This is a genomic window from Hymenobacter persicinus, from assembly GCF_004167665.1.
GTDB lineage: Bacteria > Bacteroidota > Bacteroidia > Cytophagales > Hymenobacteraceae > Hymenobacter > Hymenobacter persicinus.
In genome coordinates this window covers 40,320-56,113 of sequence record NZ_SEWE01000005.1, presented here as the reverse complement: position 1 = coordinate 56,113, position 15,794 = coordinate 40,320, and the positions used below count along the sequence as shown (strand labels likewise).

Annotated in this window: 14 protein-coding genes; 10 read left to right on the top strand and 4 right to left on the bottom strand. The window is 63.8% G+C overall.

Annotation, left to right across the window (positions count from 1 at the left end):
* The first annotated feature begins 186 nt into the window (after positions 1-186).
* Positions 187-984: a PhzF family phenazine biosynthesis protein gene (locus EWM57_RS03795; protein WP_129919802.1), complete on the top strand. Its 798-nt coding sequence runs from the start codon at positions 187-189 to the stop codon at positions 982-984.
* 10 nt (positions 985-994) lie between these two features.
* On the opposite strand, the gene EWM57_RS03790 is transcribed toward EWM57_RS03795, so the two are convergent.
* Positions 995-1,210: a KTSC domain-containing protein gene (locus EWM57_RS03790; protein WP_129919801.1), complete on the bottom strand. Its 216-nt coding sequence runs from the start codon at positions 1,208-1,210 to the stop codon at positions 995-997.
* Positions 1,211-1,258: 48 nt separating this feature from the next.
* Positions 1,259-1,906, bottom strand: coding sequence for a crossover junction endodeoxyribonuclease RuvC (gene ruvC / locus EWM57_RS03785; protein WP_262708228.1), 648 nt, complete (start codon positions 1,904-1,906; stop codon positions 1,259-1,261).
* 95 nt (positions 1,907-2,001) lie between these two features.
* On the opposite strand from ruvC, the gene EWM57_RS03780 reads away from it, so the two are divergent.
* The 7 genes from EWM57_RS03780 to EWM57_RS03750 all read left to right on the top strand — a co-directional run bounded on the left by EWM57_RS03780 (position 2,002) and on the right by EWM57_RS03750 (position 10,090).
* Entirely contained in the window at positions 2,002-3,042 is a 1,041-nt protein-coding gene (locus EWM57_RS03780; protein ID WP_165370404.1) for a lysylphosphatidylglycerol synthase transmembrane domain-containing protein, read from the top strand.
* Positions 3,039-4,214, top strand: coding sequence for a glycosyltransferase (locus tag EWM57_RS03775; RefSeq protein ID WP_129919799.1), 1,176 nt, complete (start codon positions 3,039-3,041; stop codon positions 4,212-4,214). Before EWM57_RS03780 ends, EWM57_RS03775 begins: the two co-directional genes overlap by 4 nt.
* 144 nt (positions 4,215-4,358) lie before the next feature.
* Complete coding sequence (locus EWM57_RS03770) at positions 4,359-6,512, top strand: glycoside hydrolase family 97 protein (protein ID WP_129919798.1); 2,154 nt, start codon at positions 4,359-4,361, stop codon at positions 6,510-6,512.
* A gap of 172 nt (positions 6,513-6,684) precedes the next feature.
* Complete coding sequence (locus EWM57_RS03765; RefSeq protein WP_242509970.1) at positions 6,685-7,200, top strand: c-type cytochrome; 516 nt, start codon at positions 6,685-6,687, stop codon at positions 7,198-7,200.
* A 97-nt stretch (positions 7,201-7,297) separates the two neighbouring features.
* Complete coding sequence (locus EWM57_RS03760) at positions 7,298-7,555, top strand: hypothetical protein (RefSeq protein ID WP_129919797.1); 258 nt, start codon at positions 7,298-7,300, stop codon at positions 7,553-7,555.
* A 2-nt stretch (positions 7,556-7,557) separates the two neighbouring features.
* Positions 7,558-8,742, top strand: coding sequence for an ABC transporter permease (locus tag EWM57_RS03755; RefSeq protein WP_129919796.1), 1,185 nt, complete (start codon positions 7,558-7,560; stop codon positions 8,740-8,742).
* Positions 8,743-8,830: 88 nt separating this feature from the next.
* On the top strand, positions 8,831-10,090 hold the full coding sequence (locus EWM57_RS03750; protein WP_129919795.1) for a GAF domain-containing SpoIIE family protein phosphatase: 1,260 nt from the start codon (positions 8,831-8,833) through the stop codon (positions 10,088-10,090).
* Between the two features lie 232 nt (positions 10,091-10,322).
* Here the strand turns inward: EWM57_RS03750 and EWM57_RS03745 are convergent, their stop codons facing one another.
* Positions 10,323-11,801 (bottom strand): O-antigen ligase family protein, encoded by a 1,479-nt coding sequence (locus EWM57_RS03745; RefSeq protein WP_129919794.1) that lies wholly within the window; start codon positions 11,799-11,801, stop codon positions 10,323-10,325.
* Between the two features lie 7 nt (positions 11,802-11,808).
* Entirely contained in the window at positions 11,809-12,894 is a 1,086-nt protein-coding gene (locus EWM57_RS03740; protein WP_129919793.1) for a GumC domain-containing protein, read from the bottom strand.
* 149 nt (positions 12,895-13,043) lie between these two features.
* Between EWM57_RS03740 and EWM57_RS03735 the strand changes: the two genes are divergently transcribed.
* Positions 13,044-14,552, top strand: a complete 1,509-nt coding sequence (locus tag EWM57_RS03735; RefSeq protein ID WP_262708227.1) for an oligosaccharide flippase family protein — start codon at positions 13,044-13,046, stop codon at positions 14,550-14,552.
* 81 nt (positions 14,553-14,633) lie between these two features.
* Positions 14,634-15,767, top strand: a complete 1,134-nt coding sequence (locus EWM57_RS03730) for a glycosyltransferase family 4 protein (RefSeq protein WP_129919791.1) — start codon at positions 14,634-14,636, stop codon at positions 15,765-15,767.
* Positions 15,768-15,794 lie beyond the last annotated feature (27 nt).

Below are 15,794 nucleotides of genomic sequence, written 5' to 3'. Positions count from 1 at the left end.
TAGTAGAGATAAGGTGCGCTAGCGTACTGCCCCCATGACCGGCCCGCCCGGGGCGGGGTTGCGTGGGGTATAAAAAAATATATCCGGCCTGATTTGCGCGGCCGCCCAGGCAAGGTATGCGCCCGATCCGCTACTTTCACCCGCCGTACCGCCCTTGCGCTTTTTCCGTACCCAGTCCCGCTCGCCATGCTGCTTCCGCTCTACCAAATCGACGCCTTTACCGACCGGGTGTTTGCCGGCAACCCCGCCGCCGTGTGCCCGCTCTCGGAGTGGCTGCCCGCCGACACCATGCAGGCCATTGCCGCCGAAAACAACTTGGCAGAAACCGCCTTTTTCGTGGCCCGGGGTGGCTCCGACTACGACATCCGCTGGTTTACGCCCGCGGCCGAAATTGACCTCTGCGGGCACGCCACGCTGGCCTCGGCCCACGTGCTGTTCCGCCACCTGAGCTTCCGGGGCGAGGAAATAACCTTCCACTCCAAGAGCGGTCCGCTGCGGGTGCGCCACGCCGCCGACGGCCGCTTCACGCTCGACTTTCCCTCGCGCCCGCCCCGGCCGCTGACCACGCACCCCACCGGCCTGCGCGACGCCCTGCACGCCACGCCCCTCGACGTGCTGGCCTCCCGCGACTTGGTTACGCTGTTCAACTCCGAGGCCGAAGTGCTGGCCCTGACCCCGGACTTTGCCAAAATTGCGGCCCTGGAGTACGTGGGCGTCATTGCCACGGCGCCCGGCTCCAACGGCATCGACTTCGTGTCGCGCTTTTTCGCGCCCCGGGTGGGCGTGCCCGAAGACCCGGTGACCGGCTCGGCCCACGCCACGCTGATTCCCTACTGGGCTGGCCGCCTGGGCAAAACCGAGCTGCGCGCCCGGCAGGTATCGGCCCGGGGCGGCGACCTGTGGTGCGAGCTGCGCGGCGACCGGGCCCTGATGAGCGGCTACGCCGTGACGTATTTGAAGGGTGAAATTGAGGTCGAGGGCTGAAAAGCCCGCTTTACTTGAGCTGCTCCCGCTGGTAGGGCCCGCCATCTAGCACCTGGACCACGAACAGCGCCTTGCCCGGCACGGCCAACAGGCTGCGGTGCACGGCGGCGCTGACGCCCTGGTAGCGCACCAGGCGGCCGTTGCGGTACTCAACTTCCAGGGTTTGGGTATCGGCAGCGTAGCCCACGGCCTTCAGGGACGTGGAGCGGATAGGGTGGCGTTTCATAAGGATTCCGGTGAGGGGCTAGAGCCGCCAACTTACGGAATAGCGGCCCTACTTCGCCTTGGCTTTGGGGGCTGCTCTCGGCGCAGCGGCTTTTTTGCCCGCCACCGGGGCCGCCAGCTTGCCGGGGTTGTCGGCCAGGAACTTGCCCCAGCTTTTGCCGCCGGCCTTCACGTTGTTGCCCTTCTGGTAGTGATGGCACAGCGCTACCGACAGCGCGTCGGTGGCGTCTAAAAATTTGCTGGCCTCCTCCACGGGCGGCAGCGTCAGGGTCTGGCGCAGCATGTGGGCCACCTGCTCTTTGGTGGCGTTGCCCGAACCCGTGACGGACTGCTTGACCTTGGTGGGGGCGTATTCCACGTACGGAATCTGGCGCGAGAGGCAGGCGGCAATGGCCACGCCCTGGGCCCGGCCCAGCTTGAGCATGCTCTGCACGTTGACCCCAAAAAACGGCGCCTCGATGGCCAGCTCGTCGGGCAGGTACTCGTCGATGAGTTCCAGCATCCGCTCGAAAATCTTTTTGAGCTTGAGGGCGTGGTTGGTGCCCAGCTTCTGCATGTTGATAACGTCGTAGCAGAGCACGTCGACTTTCTGCCCGCGCACCTCAATCAGGGCGTAGCCCATGATATTGGTGCCCGGATCGACGCCCATAATAATCTTGGGCAGCAAATCGGGGGAGGCGGGGAGGCGGGGGGGCATGGCAGGGAAAGATAAGGCGGCCGGGGCACGCCAGCACGGGCCGTTGGTTTGCAGTAGGTAACTTGCCCCTCCCAACCAATCGTTCCGCCGCTGCTTTGCCCAGTCCTTCCCTACAAAACTACACCCAAAAGCCGGAACCCACGGCCCGGCGGCGCGGGCTGGTGGTGGCGGGCAAGCTGCTCGTGACCGGGCTGACGCTGGGCCTGCTCTACCACTCCGTGTACGCCGACGGGGCCACGGCCCAGGCCTGGCGGCAGCTGCTGAGTTCCACGCTCAGCGGCTCGGGCCGGGGGCCGGTACTGGCGGCGCTGGCGTTGGTGCCCGTCAACTGGGGGCTGGAGGCCTGGAAGTGGTGGCGCCTGGCCCGGCACCTGGAGCCCGTCTCATTTCGGCGCTGCTTCCGGGCCGTACTCGTGGGCCTGACCCTGGGCTTCGTGACGCCCAACCGCGTCGGCGACTACGCCGGCCGCATCATCGAGCTCAAAAGCCGCCGCCTCGATGCGCTGGGGGCCGTGTTTCTGGGCCGCTACTGTCAGCTCGTGGCCACGGTAGTGGCCGGCACGGCGGGCCTGTTGTACTTTCTGCTCACGTTTTACCTGCCCGGCTACCCCTCGGCCGGCCTGGGCCTGGTGGTGGCTACCGGGCTGCTCAACGCCGGCGTGATTCTGCCTTTGTACCGCTCCCGCCTGTTGCTCACGGCCCTGACGGTGGTGCGGCCGCTGCGGCGGTTCCGGCGGTTTCTGGCCGTAATGCCCACCTACCCAACCCGGGCCCTGCACGTCATTCTGGCCTTGTCGGGGCTGCGCTACGCGGTGTTTTGCCTGCAATTTGGCCTGCTGCTGCTCGCCTACGGGGCCACGCCACCCGTAGGGCCGGGGCTGGCCGCCATTGCGGGCACGTTTCTGCTCAAGTCGTTGGTGCCCTCGCTGAATGCCCTGGCCGACGTGGGCGTGCGGGAGCTGTCGGCCACCCACTTGTTTGGGCTGCTGCGCGAGCCGGCCCTGCCTGTGCTCAGCGCCAGTCTGAGCTTGTGGGTAATCAATATTGCCCTGCCCAGCGCGGCGGGGCTCCTGTTCGTGCTTCGCCTGAAGGTGTTTCGCAAGAAAGCCGGGGCGCCTGCCCCTGAGTCGGTATGAGCGCGCCGTGGGTGGGAGCGGGGCTGCTGGTGCTGCCCGTCGTGTACGCGGCCCTGATGCTGCGCCTGCGCCAAGCCTGGGCCGCGCTGCCGACTGTGGCACCCATCGAATCCGCGCCATCTGCCGGGGCCGGTGCCTTTGCGGACGCGGCCGGGCCGCTGTTTTCCGTGCTCATTGCCGCTCGCAACGAAGCCCACAATATTCCCAATCTGCTCCGCGACCTGGCCCGGCAGCAATTGCCTCCCGGCCGGTTCGAGGTGCTCATTGCCGATGATTATTCCACCGACGACACTGCCCGTCTGGTAGCCGAGGCCGCCTCGCACAGTTCATTTTCGCTGCGACTAATAATGCTGCGGGAGGAGCCCGGGGCCGGCACGGGCAAGAAAGCCGCCCTGCAAGCCGCTCTCTACCGCGCCCGGGCCCCCTGGGTGGTCTGCACCGACGCCGACTGTCGCTTCGGCCCCGACTGGCTCGGCAGCTATGCCGCCGTGGTCACGACTGATACTGCGGCGCGCTTTATCAGTGGGCCGGTGCTGCTCACGGGGCCCGCCACCGGCTGGCAGCAGCTCATGGGCCTCGAGTTTGCGGGGCTCGTCGGGGTGGGGGCGGCCGGCATCGGGTGGCACCGGCCCACCATGTGCAACGGGGCTAACCTGGCCTACGAGCGGACCGCTTTTGCCGCCGTGCGGGGCTTTGCCGGCAATGAGCACCTGGCCAGCGGCGACGACGAATTCCTGCTCCACAAGCTCCACGCAGCTTTTCCCGGCAGCATCCGGTTTCTCAAAAGTCCGGCCGCCGTGGTGAGCACGGCCGCGCCAACTACCCTGGGCGCATTGCTCCGGCAGCGGGTGCGCTGGGCCAGCAAGTGGCGGCACTACCGGCACCCGGCCTCCCAGCAGCTGGCCGTGCTGGTGCTCGGGGCCAACGTGGCCTTGTTCGCGGCCCTGCTGCTGACGTTTGCCCGCCCCGTTCTCTGGCCCTGGACCCTGGTCGCCTGGGCGCTCAAGCTGGGCGCCGACGCCTGGTTTCTGACCCCGGTGCTGGCGTGTCTGGGCCGGCGGCGGTGGCGGCGGTGGCTGCCGGTACTGCAAATGCTTTACGCGCCCTACGCCCTGGCTACCGGTTTGCTGGGGTTGCGCGGGCGCTACGCCTGGAAAGGCCGGCAGCTGTAGCGGCCCCGGGCCTAAGCAAAACCACCAAGGTGCTGATCTGGCAGCCGATAGGAGCGGAGGCCGGATATTCGTAAATAAGTTGCGTAATTTTTTCCTTGTTTTGCCCCGCAAACTCCTGATCAGCCACCCACTATCCCGTTTCGAATGAACCACCCGCTACGCCGACCTACGGCCGTTTTCGGCCGCTCCGGCCGCTGGACTCTCATCCTGCTTTTTCTGGGCCTGACCAGCTTTCTGGCCCGGGCTCAGGAGCTCAAGTCCCCGGATCAGCGCCTCGTGCTCGACTTCGCCCTGCAGAGCGGGGGCGTGCCCACCTACCGCCTGACCTACAAGGGCAAGGTGGTCATCAAGCCGAGCAAGCTGGGGGTGGAGCTGAAAAACGCCCCGGCCCTGACCGACGGCTTCACGGTGGCCGCCACCAAGCAAACCACCTTCGACGAAACCTGGCAGCCGGTCTGGGGTGAGGTTAAGAGCATCCGCAACCACTACAACCAGTTCACGGTGAACCTGCAGCAGGCTGCCACGGGCCGCGTGGTTCTCGTGCACTTCCGCCTTTTCAACGACGGGCTGGGCTTCCGCTACGAGTTTCCGGCCCAGAAAGACCTGACTTACTTCGTGGTGAAGCAGGAGAAAACCCAGTTTGCCCTGGCCGGCGACCACAAAGCTTTCTGGCTGCCCGGCGACTACGACACCCAGGAGTACAGCACCGTCACGTCGAAGCTGTCGGAGGTGCGCGGGCGCATGAAGGCCGCTGTGACGCCTAATGCCTCCCAGACCACGTTTTCGGCCACCGGCGTGCAGACTCCGCTGATGCTTAAAAGCCAGGACGGGCTCTACATCAACATCCACGAAGCGGCCCTGGTCGACTACTCGGCCATGCACCTGGAGCTCGACGACCAGAACTTCGTGCTCGAGTCGCGCCTCACACCCGATGCCGTCGGCGACATGGCCTCGTTGCAAACGCCCTGCGCCTCGCCCTGGCGCACGATTATCGTCAGCGACCGGGCCGGCGCCATTCTCGAATCGAAGCTGGTGCTGAACCTGAACGAGCCGAGCAAAATCAAGGACACCTCCTGGATCAAGCCTGTGAAGTACGTGGGCGTGTGGTGGGAGATGATTACGGGCAAGAGCAGCTGGTCGTACACGAACCAGGACAACATCAAGCTCGACTCGATTGACTACCGCAAGGTGCAGCCCAACGGCACCCACGGCGCCACCAACGCCAACGTGAAGCGCTACATCGACTTCGCCGCCAAGCACGGCTTCGACGCGGTGCTGGTGGAGGGCTGGAACACGGGCTGGGAAGACTGGTTTGGCAAACACAAAGACTACGTGTTCGACTTCGTGACGCCCTACCCCGACTTCGACGTGGCCGAGCTCAACCGTTACGCCCACGCCAAAGGCGTCAACATCATGATGCACCACGAAACCTCGGGCTCGGTGCGCAACTACGAGCGGCACCTGGACACGGCCTTTCAGTTTATGAACAAGTACGGCTACAACGCCGTGAAAACCGGCTACGTGGGCGACGTGCTGCCCCTGGGTGAGCATCACTACGGGCAGTGGCTCATCAACCACTACAACTACGTGCTGACCACGGCCGCCAAGCACCACATCATGGTCAATGGCCACGAGGCCGTGCGCCCCACCGGTCTGGCCCGCACCTATCCGAACCTGATTGGTAACGAAGCCGCCCGGGGCACCGAGTACGAGTCATTTGGGGGCAACAACGCCGACCACACCACCATTCTGCCCTTCACCCGCCTCATTGGCGGCCCCATGGATTACACGCCGGGCATCTTCCAGACCAAGATCAGCGCCTACAATCCCAACAACAACTCCTTCGTGCACAGTACCCTGGTGCGGCAGCTGGCCCTGTACGTGACCATGTACTCGCCCCTGCAGATGGCCGCCGACCTGCCCGAAACCTACGAGAAGTACCTCGACGCCTTCCAGTTTATCAAGGACGTGGCCGTGGACTGGGACGACACGAAGGTGCTCGAAGCCGAGCCCGGCGACTATATCACCATTGCCCGCAAGGCCAAGGGCAAGAGCAGCTGGTTTGTGGGCAGCACCTGCGACGAAAACGGCCGCACCTCCAAAATCAGCCTGAGCTTCCTCGACCCGGGCAAAAAGTACCTGGCCACCATCTACGCCGACGGCAAGGATGCCCACTACGAGAAAAACCCCCAGGCCTACGCTATTCGCCAACAGACTGTGACCAGCAAAACCAAGCTGAGCCAGCTCTGCGCCCCCGGCGGCGGCTACGCCATCAGTATTACGGAGTCCGGGAAGTAACCCCGTAATCCTTTTTGGCAAAGCCCCTGTTTCCACCGTGCGGGGCAGGGGCTTTTTGCTGAACTCGCCTGGCCTGACAAATCGGGTTAATAAGTCGAAAATAACTAGGTTTCCGGCTTTTTCAGTGCGACCTTATACTACGGAATGAATGGTTTCACCAAAGTCCGTAGTGATGCGTAAAGTTGAATTTGGCTGGCTGCTGCCGGTGTGCATGGTGTTGGTGTTGGGCGTTATCGGCGCCGTACTATATCGGTCGTTAGACTGGCTGCAGACTCCGCCGGCCCAACTTGCGCTGAGCAACGAAGTTCCTGCCGCTGCGGCAACCGACACCCTGCCGGCTCCGGCGGCGGCGCGTCCTGAGCAACTTAAAGCCATTGCGGCCGGCGACGCCCTGTTTAAGGGCAACTGTGCCCAGTGCCACGCCGTCAATGACGTGGTGGTGGGCCCGGCCCTGGCCGGCATTACCAAGCGCCGCCCACTGTCCTGGCTGGTTCCGTGGGTGAAAAACTCCGGCAAAGTGGTAGCCAGCGGCGACGAATACGCGGTGAAGATTTTCGCCCAGTTTCAGAAACAGCAGATGCCCAGCTTCCAGCTCTCGGCCCGGCAAATTGAGGATATCATGGCCTATATTGAGTCAGAGGAAGGGCGGGCTACGGCGGTGGCCGGGGTGGTGGCGCTGCGGGACTAGGGGCCGGGGCCGACGGCTATTTCCGGTTCTGGGGCCGCGCATTTCCCTTTCCCGCCCCGTAGCGCTACATTTGTTAGCCTCACCTGCCCTCCGTTCCGTGACCAACGCCGAATTCGACATCCTCGACGAGCTGTACTTCGTTACTTCCTTCCGCGACCTGACCCAGAAAGCCGGCCTGCCCGCGCCGGCCCTAGAAAACGGCTTGCGCGCCCTGCTCGAGCAGGACTACGTGAAGTGCTTCTACCCCGACCCGGACACCGAATTGGCCTACGAGACAACCTCTTTCGGGGCCATTGCCCGCGACTGTTACTACCTGGCCACCAAGGCCGGGCTGCTGGCGCATAACTCCCGCTAGTAGTGGCCGGCCCCTCCGTTTCGGCGCCCCCGCCGGCCCCCGCGGCCCGGCCCCCGGGCTACTACGTGCGGCAGCGGCTGCTCCAAAACCGGCCCGCCATGCTCGGCCTGGGCTTTATTGTGCTCTGCGTGCTCATCGGCCTGGCTGGCTACTGGGTGCTGCCCGACAACTCGCCCGACGCCAACAACGGCCTGGTGCAACTGCAGAAGGAGCCCCCCGGCTTCACGGCCACCATCCTGCGCCTGCCCTTGCCCGACTCGGCCCGCGCCGCTGCCGACAACGTGCTGCGCACCTGGCAGCAGGGGCGGGAGCCGCAGTTCCGGGATTCGCCCATCAGCGGCTACCGGTTTGTCGGCGACTCGGTCCGGATTGAGCCCTACCTGAACCATAGCGCCCTGGCCGAACAGCCTAAAACTTATGCCCTGGCTGAAGTAGCGGGCCAAACGGGCTCCGCCGCCGAGCTGCGGAAAATCGTCGAGCAGGAACGCATCCTCCGGCGCACGTACTGGCTGGGTACCGACAAAGCCGGGCGCGACGAGCTGAGCCGGCTGCTGCTGGGCACGCGCATCTCCCTGGGCATCGGGCTGGTAGCGGTGCTGATTTCCCTGGCTTTGGGGATGCTGGTGGGCGCGCTGGCCGGCTACCTCGGCAGTTGGGTCGACTCGTTGCTGCTGGGGCTGATGACCGTGGTGTGGAGCATTCCGGGAATTATGCTCGTCATTGCCATTTCCCTGGCCCTCGACAGCAAGGGCGTCTGGACCTCGTTTGTGGCCGTGGGCCTGACCATGTGGGTCGACGTGGCCCGGGTGGTGCGCGGGCAGATGCTGAGTCTGCGCGAGAAAACCTTCGTGGAGGCGGGCCGGGTGCTGGGCCTGCCCCAGGGCCGCCTGATTGTGCGCCACCTGCTGCCCAATATGACCGGCCCGCTTATCGTCATTGCCACCAGTAACTTTGCCGCCGCCATCCTGCTCGAGGCGGGACTGAGCTTTCTGGGTCTGGGCGTGCAGCCCCCGGCGCCGTCGTGGGGCCTGATGGTGAACGAAGGCTTCCAGCTGCTCGGCACCGAGGCCGGCCTGTGGCTCACGCTGCTGCCCGGCTTGGCAATCAGTCTGCTGGTGCTTAGCTTTAACCTGCTGGGCAACGGCCTGCGCGACGCCTACGACCCCAAAACTCCCCTGGGAGGCTGATTGGTTGGTGGTGCTTGGTTTGTGGTTTTCGGCTTCCGCCGAATTCCGAAGGCCAAAAACCACAAGCCAAAAACCAAAAACCAACAAAATGCCCGATTCCAACCTGATTCACCCCAACGCCGACGTACTAAGCCTGCGCAAGCAGCTGCTGCTCAAAAAGCAGGAGCTCAGCGCGCTGCTGGAAATTACGCAGGCCATCAACCAGGATACCACGGAGGAGGCGCTCTACAAGATCTTCCAGTTTACCCTGCTCGGTCAGCTCAACATCCGCCGCATGGTGGTGTACATGAAGGAGGAGCGGGAGTGGCAGTGCGTGGTGTCGTTCGGCTTCCAGCTCGCCGACTTCAAAAAGATTGAGCTGCCCGAAACCATCATCGATAATTGCACCGATTCGCCCTGCCCGGTGAGCCGCTTCGAGCTGGGCAAGGAGTGGCAGCAGCTCGAAACCATCATTCCGGTGGTGCAGAAGGGGACGGTGCTGGCTTACGTGCTCATCGGCAACGTGCAGGACGACTACGCCAACGAGGAGGCCGCCAGCTTTCTGCAGACGCTGAGCAACATCCTGATCGGGGCCATCGAAAACCGCCGACTGAACCGGCAGCGGGTGTCGGCGGCCGCCATTCGCAAGGAAATTGAAATTGCTCAGGAAGTGCAGAACATGCTCTTCCCCAGCAAGCTCCCCAACGACGCCCACGTGGCCGTGCACGCCAGCTACGTGCCCCACACCGCCATCGGCGGCGACTACTACGACGTGGTGGCCATCGATAAAGACAAGTTCCTGTTTTGCGTGGCCGACGTGTCGGGCAAGGGCGTGCCGGCCTCACTGCTGATGTCGAACTTCCAGGCCGGGCTGCGCACGCTGCTGCGCCAGAAAGCCGACCTGGCCACCATCGTGCACGAACTCAATCACCTGCTGTTCCGCAACTCCGGGGGCGAGAAGTTCATCACCGTTTTCTTCGGCATCTACGACCGCAGCACCCGCCATTTGCAGTACGTCAACGCCGGCCACAACGACCCGATTCTGCTGCCCGACAGCGGCCCGGTGCAGTACCTCAAAGACGGCACCGTGATGCTTGGCATCATGGAAGAGCTGCCGATGCTCACGGTGGGCGAAACCCAGATTCCGCCCCATTCCCTGCTGCTCAATTACACCGACGGCCTGACGGAAGTGTTCAACGCCGAGGGCGAGGAATTTGGCGAAGAAGGCCTTATCAGCCTGATGCGCCGCAACCGCTACCTGCCCCTGACCGGCATCCACAAGCAGATGCTGAAGGAAATCGAAGCCTTCAACGTCAACAAAACCCAGTTCTCCGACGACATCACCATCCTGAGCTGTCGGTTTAAGTGATTGAGTGAAATGGTGGACTGGTGAGTTGTCGTTTGGGCCGCCCTGTCATGGCGAGGCGTAAGCCGAAGCAATCCGTTCTGGGCAATGCCCTGCTTCCAACTAAGCTGAAAAGCCCCGACGTTCACGCAACGTCGGGGCTTTTCGGTTGATAGGGCTTATGTCGTTTCAACGGACGGATTGCTTCGGCTTACGCCTCGCCATGACAGGGCGGCCCAAACGACAACCCACCAGTTCACGACTTCACCAGCTCCCCTTTGCCTTCCTCCTCAACCCAGACCTCGGCGCGCATCAGCAGGGCCAGGGCAATGTAGAAGAAGGAGCCGATTTTGTCGACTTCCACCAGCTCATTGAGCAGCAGGTGAAAGACGATGACGACCAACGACAGGCCCGCGGCCAGCACCACGCGGCGGTTTTGAGCCGAGCGGCTGCGATGGTACAGCGTTTCGACCAGCACCAGGGCCGTGCCGAACAGGATAACGAAGAGCAGAAAGCCCGGCAGACCCTGCTCGGCCAGTTGGAGCAGAAAGTAGTTGTGGGTGGTCGACTTCTCGGGGTTGTCGCTCACGTAGGTGCGGAAGCTCTTGACCGTGTAGCGCTTGTATTCGGGGTAGAAGGTGCTCGGGCCGCTGCCGGTAATGGGCTTCTCGCTGATCATGCGGGCCGCCGCCACCCAGCGGTACACCCGCTCCATGCCCGACACGTCCTGCAGCTTGTAAGTCGCCTCCAGGTGCTTTTCGAAGTTGTGCCCGTTGAAAATCGTTTTCTCGAAGTCCGGGGCGTAGAGCATGTAGTTGTTCTGACTCATGAAGTAGAACGCTCCACTAGCCGCCGCAATGGCCGCGCCCGCCAGCACGAGCCGGGTCAGGCGCAGGCGCATGATCAGGTAAAACCCCGCCGCCAGTGGCAACGACAGAATCGAGGCCCGGGTGTAGGAGAGCAGCACCCCGAAGACCAGGATGAGCAGCGCCGTCCGCCAGACGGTGCGCTTCAGGCCGGGCGCGGTGTCGCGGGCGGCGTAGAAGGCGTAGGGCACCAGCATAGCCGCCACCACGGCGTAGATAACGTGGTTGATGTAGAAGGGCTGAATGGCCCAGTTAATGGAGTCGAAGGAAAAGCCCTTGGTGGCGTGCCGGGCCGCCGTGTAGAGCACCGTAAGCACGGCTCCGGTGACGTAGAAAGCCGCCAGCCGCCACACGTCGGCCGGGCGCCGCACGATGGACAGCGTCACGAACACGAAGGGCACGATGTACCAAGTTTTGGCCAGTAGGTACTTCACCGACTTGATGGGCGCCACCGAAAACACCGACGACACCATCGACCAGAGCAGGGCCAGGCCCATGATGATAACCAGCGGGTGCGCCCAGAACCGGGCCGGCACGTGGGTTTTGCCCAGCACCACGCTTACCCCGAAGCAGCCCAGCAGCACCAGCATCAGCGGCTCGGAGGGCACGTCCATGCTCAACCCACCCGGCAGACCGATTTCGCGGGAAAAGGCCAAGCAGAACAAGAGCAGATAGTACACCCAGCGCCAGTCGACGAGTAGCACGGCCACGCCCAGGACCAGCAGCGGCAGCGCCAGCAAGACCGGCGCTTCCAGCAGGGCCGCCGCCGAGCCAGCCGTTAGCAGCAGCACGACGAAGACCACGAACAGCCGTTGGGCGTTGTCGCGGGGCCAGAGGCGCTCCAGCAGGGGGAGGGGCGTCGTTTCCATGGGCGGGCTAGGCCTGCGCACGGCCGGCGCGGCCTACGCTCAGGTTGCCGCGGTACAGCTCCAGCAGGGTGATGAAAATCACGGACAGCACCAGCGTAATCAGCACCGACGACACCACAATCAGCCAGCGCACGGGCGCCGCTTTCTTGGTGGCCGGGAAGGCTTTCTGCACCACGTAAATCGACGAAATCTTGCCGCTGATGGCCAGCTTGGCCGATTCGTAGGCGCTGCGGGCCCCGATCAGGCGGCCCTGCACGTCGTTGAAGCGGGCGTAGAGCGTGGTCATCAGGTCGGTGCCGGCCACGTAGTTTTCCAGGTTCAGCAGGTTGCCGCCCTCGGCCTGGGTAAGGCCCTTCAGGGCCCGGCGCAGCCCGGCGGCGCGGCGGGAGTCGCCCTCGCCCTCGGCCCGGCGCAGGTCGGCCTCGGTTTCAATGATTTCCTTGGCCAAGTAGCGCGACTCCCGGTCCATGCCGTAGATGCCGTAGCGGCGGCGGCCCTGCACCAGGCTGTCGTGGGTGGCAGTATATTCCTTCTGCAGAAAGTCGCGCCGCTCCCGGTACAGCTCGATGATGTTGCGGCGGTTTTCGAACGTGAGCTGTTGGTTGATGGAGTCGATGACCTGAGTCAGGGTGTTGGCAATCTTGGCGGCCAGCACCTTGTCGCGGTCCTTGAAGGTGAGCTCAATAGCGTCCCGGTCGTTGTGCACCACCGTCAGGTTGCCGTTGAACTCGTCCAGCGCCGCCTGGTCGGCCAGGTCGTCACCGGGCTTGCCGGCTTTGTAGTGCTGGTGCAGCTTGAAGCGCTTGATCATCAGCTCGGCCACGGTCTGCGACTCGCCGATGGTAATCACACGGTCCAGGTCTTCGGTGCGCCCGCCCAGCTCCAGCTTGCCGCCTTCCGTCACAATGCGGTCGGGGTCAGTGGTGTTGGGATTGGTAGGGTAGAAGACGGCCGTCGATTTGTAGATATTGGGCAGCATCAACGCCACGATAACGCTGATAACCAGCGCCAGGCCGACGGCCGTAAGAACGAGAAATTTCCAGCGGTTGATAACCGGCCACAGGCCTAGCAGTGAATAGGAGCGGGAAGACATGCAGTAAAAAGAAAGGGCAATAGGGGCGGCCGGGTCGGTTTTCGGCTGGCCGCAGAGTGGCAAAGCTACTCGATTTTCCCCGCAATGAATAGCCCCGAAATGGCAGCCGCGTTTTTAGCAAAATTGGCTGCCGCGTCGCTTTGCCAGCCGTGGCCCGGCCCGATTACCCTCGCCGGTGCGCAGAAAGATGGGGTAGCCCCGCGGGTTTTTCCATAATTTCGCCGCCCATCCCTCGTTTCGACCCCATCAAAAAGTTTTTCGGAAATATCAGCTTCGTCGTGCTGCTCAACCTGCTGGTGAAGCCGGGCTGGGTGGTGGTGGAAAACCTGGTGCAGGACCGCCTGGGCCACGCCGCCTTCGGCACGTTCACGGCCCTGTACGCGCTGACGCTGATTTTTGCCTCCGTCTCGGACCTGGGCCTGACCCAGCTCACCACCAAGCGGGTGGCGGCCAACGCGGAGTTTTTGCCCGAGTACTTCCCCACCATTCTGCCCCTGAAAAGCGGGCTGTCGGCCTTGTTTCTGGGGCTGATTGTGCTCGTCGGCTACGGCATCGGCTACCGGGGGCACACGCTCACGCTGCTGGCCCTGACCGGCGTGGGGCTGCTGCTGACTCAGTACACGAGCTTTTTGCGCGGCACGCTCCAGGCCCACCAGCGCTTTAACACCGACGCCCTGCTCTCGGTGCTGGAAAAAGCCCTGCTGCTGCTGGTGGTGCTGGGCTTGATTACCGTCGGCCTCACGCTCGACAACTACGTGGTGGCCCGCTCGGTAGCTACGCTGTTCACGTTTGTAGTGCTCTACGGGCTTATCAGCCGGCTCTACGGCTTCGTGCGCTACCGGTTGCGCTGGAGCCAGGCCCGCACCGTGCTCCGGGCCAGCCTGCCCTTCGCCATGATTACGCTGCTCTACGGCCTCAATGAGCGCATCGACATGGTGATGCTCGAGCGGCTGGCCACGCCCGCCGAGGCCGGCTACTACGCCGGGGCCTACCGCTGGGTCGACGCCATCATGATGTATATGTGGACGGTGCTGCCGCTGTTCTTCGCCAAGTTTGCCCGCGCCACCGACCAGCCCCAGGAGCAGCAGGAGCTGCTCTGGTTCGGGCAGCGCATCGTCACGGTGCCGCTGCTGTTTGTGTGCGCCTTCGTGCTGTTTCGGGGGGAGGTGCTGTTCTGGCAGTTCACCCACAGCAGCCCCCTGGAACTGGCCCACATGACCACGGCGCTCAAGATTTTGTTTGTCAACGTGCTCGTGCACGCGTTTTTTGCCATCTACAGCACCCTGCTCACCAGCACCAGCCAGGAAAAGCCGGTGAGCTGGTTCGTGGCCGTCAGCATCGGGCTCAACGTGGTGCTCAACGTGCTGCTGCTGCCCCGCTACGGCGCCGTGGCCGCCGCCCTCGACACGCTGCTGTGCGCCGTATTCGTATCCGGGGGCTACCTGTGGCTGGTGCGGCAGCGGGCCGGCGTGCAGATTCCGTGGGCGCTGCTGGCCCGGCTGGGGCTGGCCTTCGGACTGCTCTGCGCCACGTTCTGGGGCTTGCGCCTCGTCTTGGATCAGTGGCTGCTTGAGGCGGTAGGAGCGGGGCTGGCCTTCGTCGGGATTCTGTTCGCCACCGGCATCATCCGGCTCAGTGAGCTGAAGCAGTTACGTTAATTCTGAATTTTGAATGTTGAATTATGATTCGGTGATGCCGTTTTTAATTCAGAGTTCAGAATTCAACATTCCTAATTCTCTTTGCAGATAGCCGTCAACGTCCGCTTTCTTTTGCCCGGCGACAAGCTCGAAGGCATCGGGCGCTTCACCTACGAAACGCTGCTGCGCCTGGTGCGCCGGCACCCGGAGCACACGTTTCACTTTCTGTTCGACCGCGCCTACGACCCGCGCTACCTGTTCGGGCCCAACGTGGTGCCCCACGTGCTGCACCCGCCGGCCCGGCACCCGTTTCTGTTCGTGGCCTGGTTTGAGGGGGCCGTGAGTGCCTGGCTGGCCCGCCACCGCCCGGCCGTGTTCCTGAGTCCCGACGGCTTCACGACCCTGAGTACCCGCGTGCCCCGCGTGACGGTAATGCACGACCTGGCCTTCGAGCATTTCCCCCAGGACGTGGGCTTTCTGCAGCGCAAGTACTACCAGTATTTCGCGCCCCGCTTCGCCCGCGCCTCCCGGGTGCTGGTAGCCGTGTCGGAAGCCACCAAGCAGGATATCATCGACACCTATACGATTGCGGCCGACCGGATCCGGGTGGTTTACAACGCCGCCGACGAGCATTTTCGGCCCTTATCTGCCGCCGAGCAGCAGCCCGTGCGCGACCGGTTCAGCGCCGGCAAACCCTACTTTTTGTTTGTGGGCGCTTTGCAGCCGCGCAAGAATCTGGTGAACCTGCTGCGGGCCTTCGACCAGTTTAAGGCCCGCTCGGGCTCCGTGGCCAAGCTGCTCATCGTGGGCCGCACGGCCTGGAAAGCCGGCCCCATGTTCGACGTCTACCAGCAGATGCGCTTCCGTACCGACGTGCACCTGACCGGTCGCGTGACCGACGAGGAGCTCGTTCAACTCTACGCCGCCGCCCTGGCCACGGCCTACGTGCCCTATTTTGAGGGCTTCGGCATTCCCATTATCGAGGCCCAGGCCTGCGGCTGTCCGGTGCTTACTTCCAACTGCAGCTGCCTGCCCGAAGTAGCCGGCGGCGCGGCCCTGCTGGTCGACCCGTTTCAGGTCGACTCCATTGCCCAGGGCCTCGAAACCCTGCACGCCGACGCCGGCCTGCGCGAGCAACTCGTGGCCCAAGGCTACGAAAACATCCAGCGCTTTTCCTGGGAGCAGAGCGCCGACGCGCTGTGGGAAGCGGTGCTGGCCGCGGCCAAAACCAAGTAGCGCCAAATTTGTAGTTCGCTTGGCTGG

What these genes read in the sequence shown, in the direction of transcription:
- EWM57_RS03775 (WP_129919799.1), top strand. Translation starts at nt 3,039, where the DNA reads ATGAGCGCGCCGTGGGTGGGAGCGGGGCTGCTGGTGCTGCCCGTCGTG.
- EWM57_RS03765 (WP_242509970.1), top strand. Translation starts at nt 6,685, where the DNA reads ATGCGTAAAGTTGAATTTGGCTGGCTGCTGCCGGTGTGCATGGTGTTG.
- ruvC (WP_262708228.1), bottom strand. Translation starts at nt 1,906, where the DNA reads ATGCCCCCCCGCCTCCCCGCCTCCCCCGATTTGCTGCCCAAGATTATT.
- EWM57_RS03770 (WP_129919798.1), top strand. Translation starts at nt 4,359, where the DNA reads ATGAACCACCCGCTACGCCGACCTACGGCCGTTTTCGGCCGCTCCGGC.
- EWM57_RS03790 (WP_129919801.1), bottom strand. Translation starts at nt 1,210, where the DNA reads ATGAAACGCCACCCTATCCGCTCCACGTCCCTGAAGGCCGTGGGCTAC.
- EWM57_RS03740 (WP_129919793.1), bottom strand. Translation starts at nt 12,894, where the DNA reads ATGTCTTCCCGCTCCTATTCACTGCTAGGCCTGTGGCCGGTTATCAAC.
- EWM57_RS03750 (WP_129919795.1), top strand. Translation starts at nt 8,831, where the DNA reads ATGCCCGATTCCAACCTGATTCACCCCAACGCCGACGTACTAAGCCTG.
- EWM57_RS03745 (WP_129919794.1), bottom strand. Translation starts at nt 11,801, where the DNA reads ATGGAAACGACGCCCCTCCCCCTGCTGGAGCGCCTCTGGCCCCGCGAC.
- EWM57_RS03795 (WP_129919802.1), top strand. Translation starts at nt 187, where the DNA reads ATGCTGCTTCCGCTCTACCAAATCGACGCCTTTACCGACCGGGTGTTT.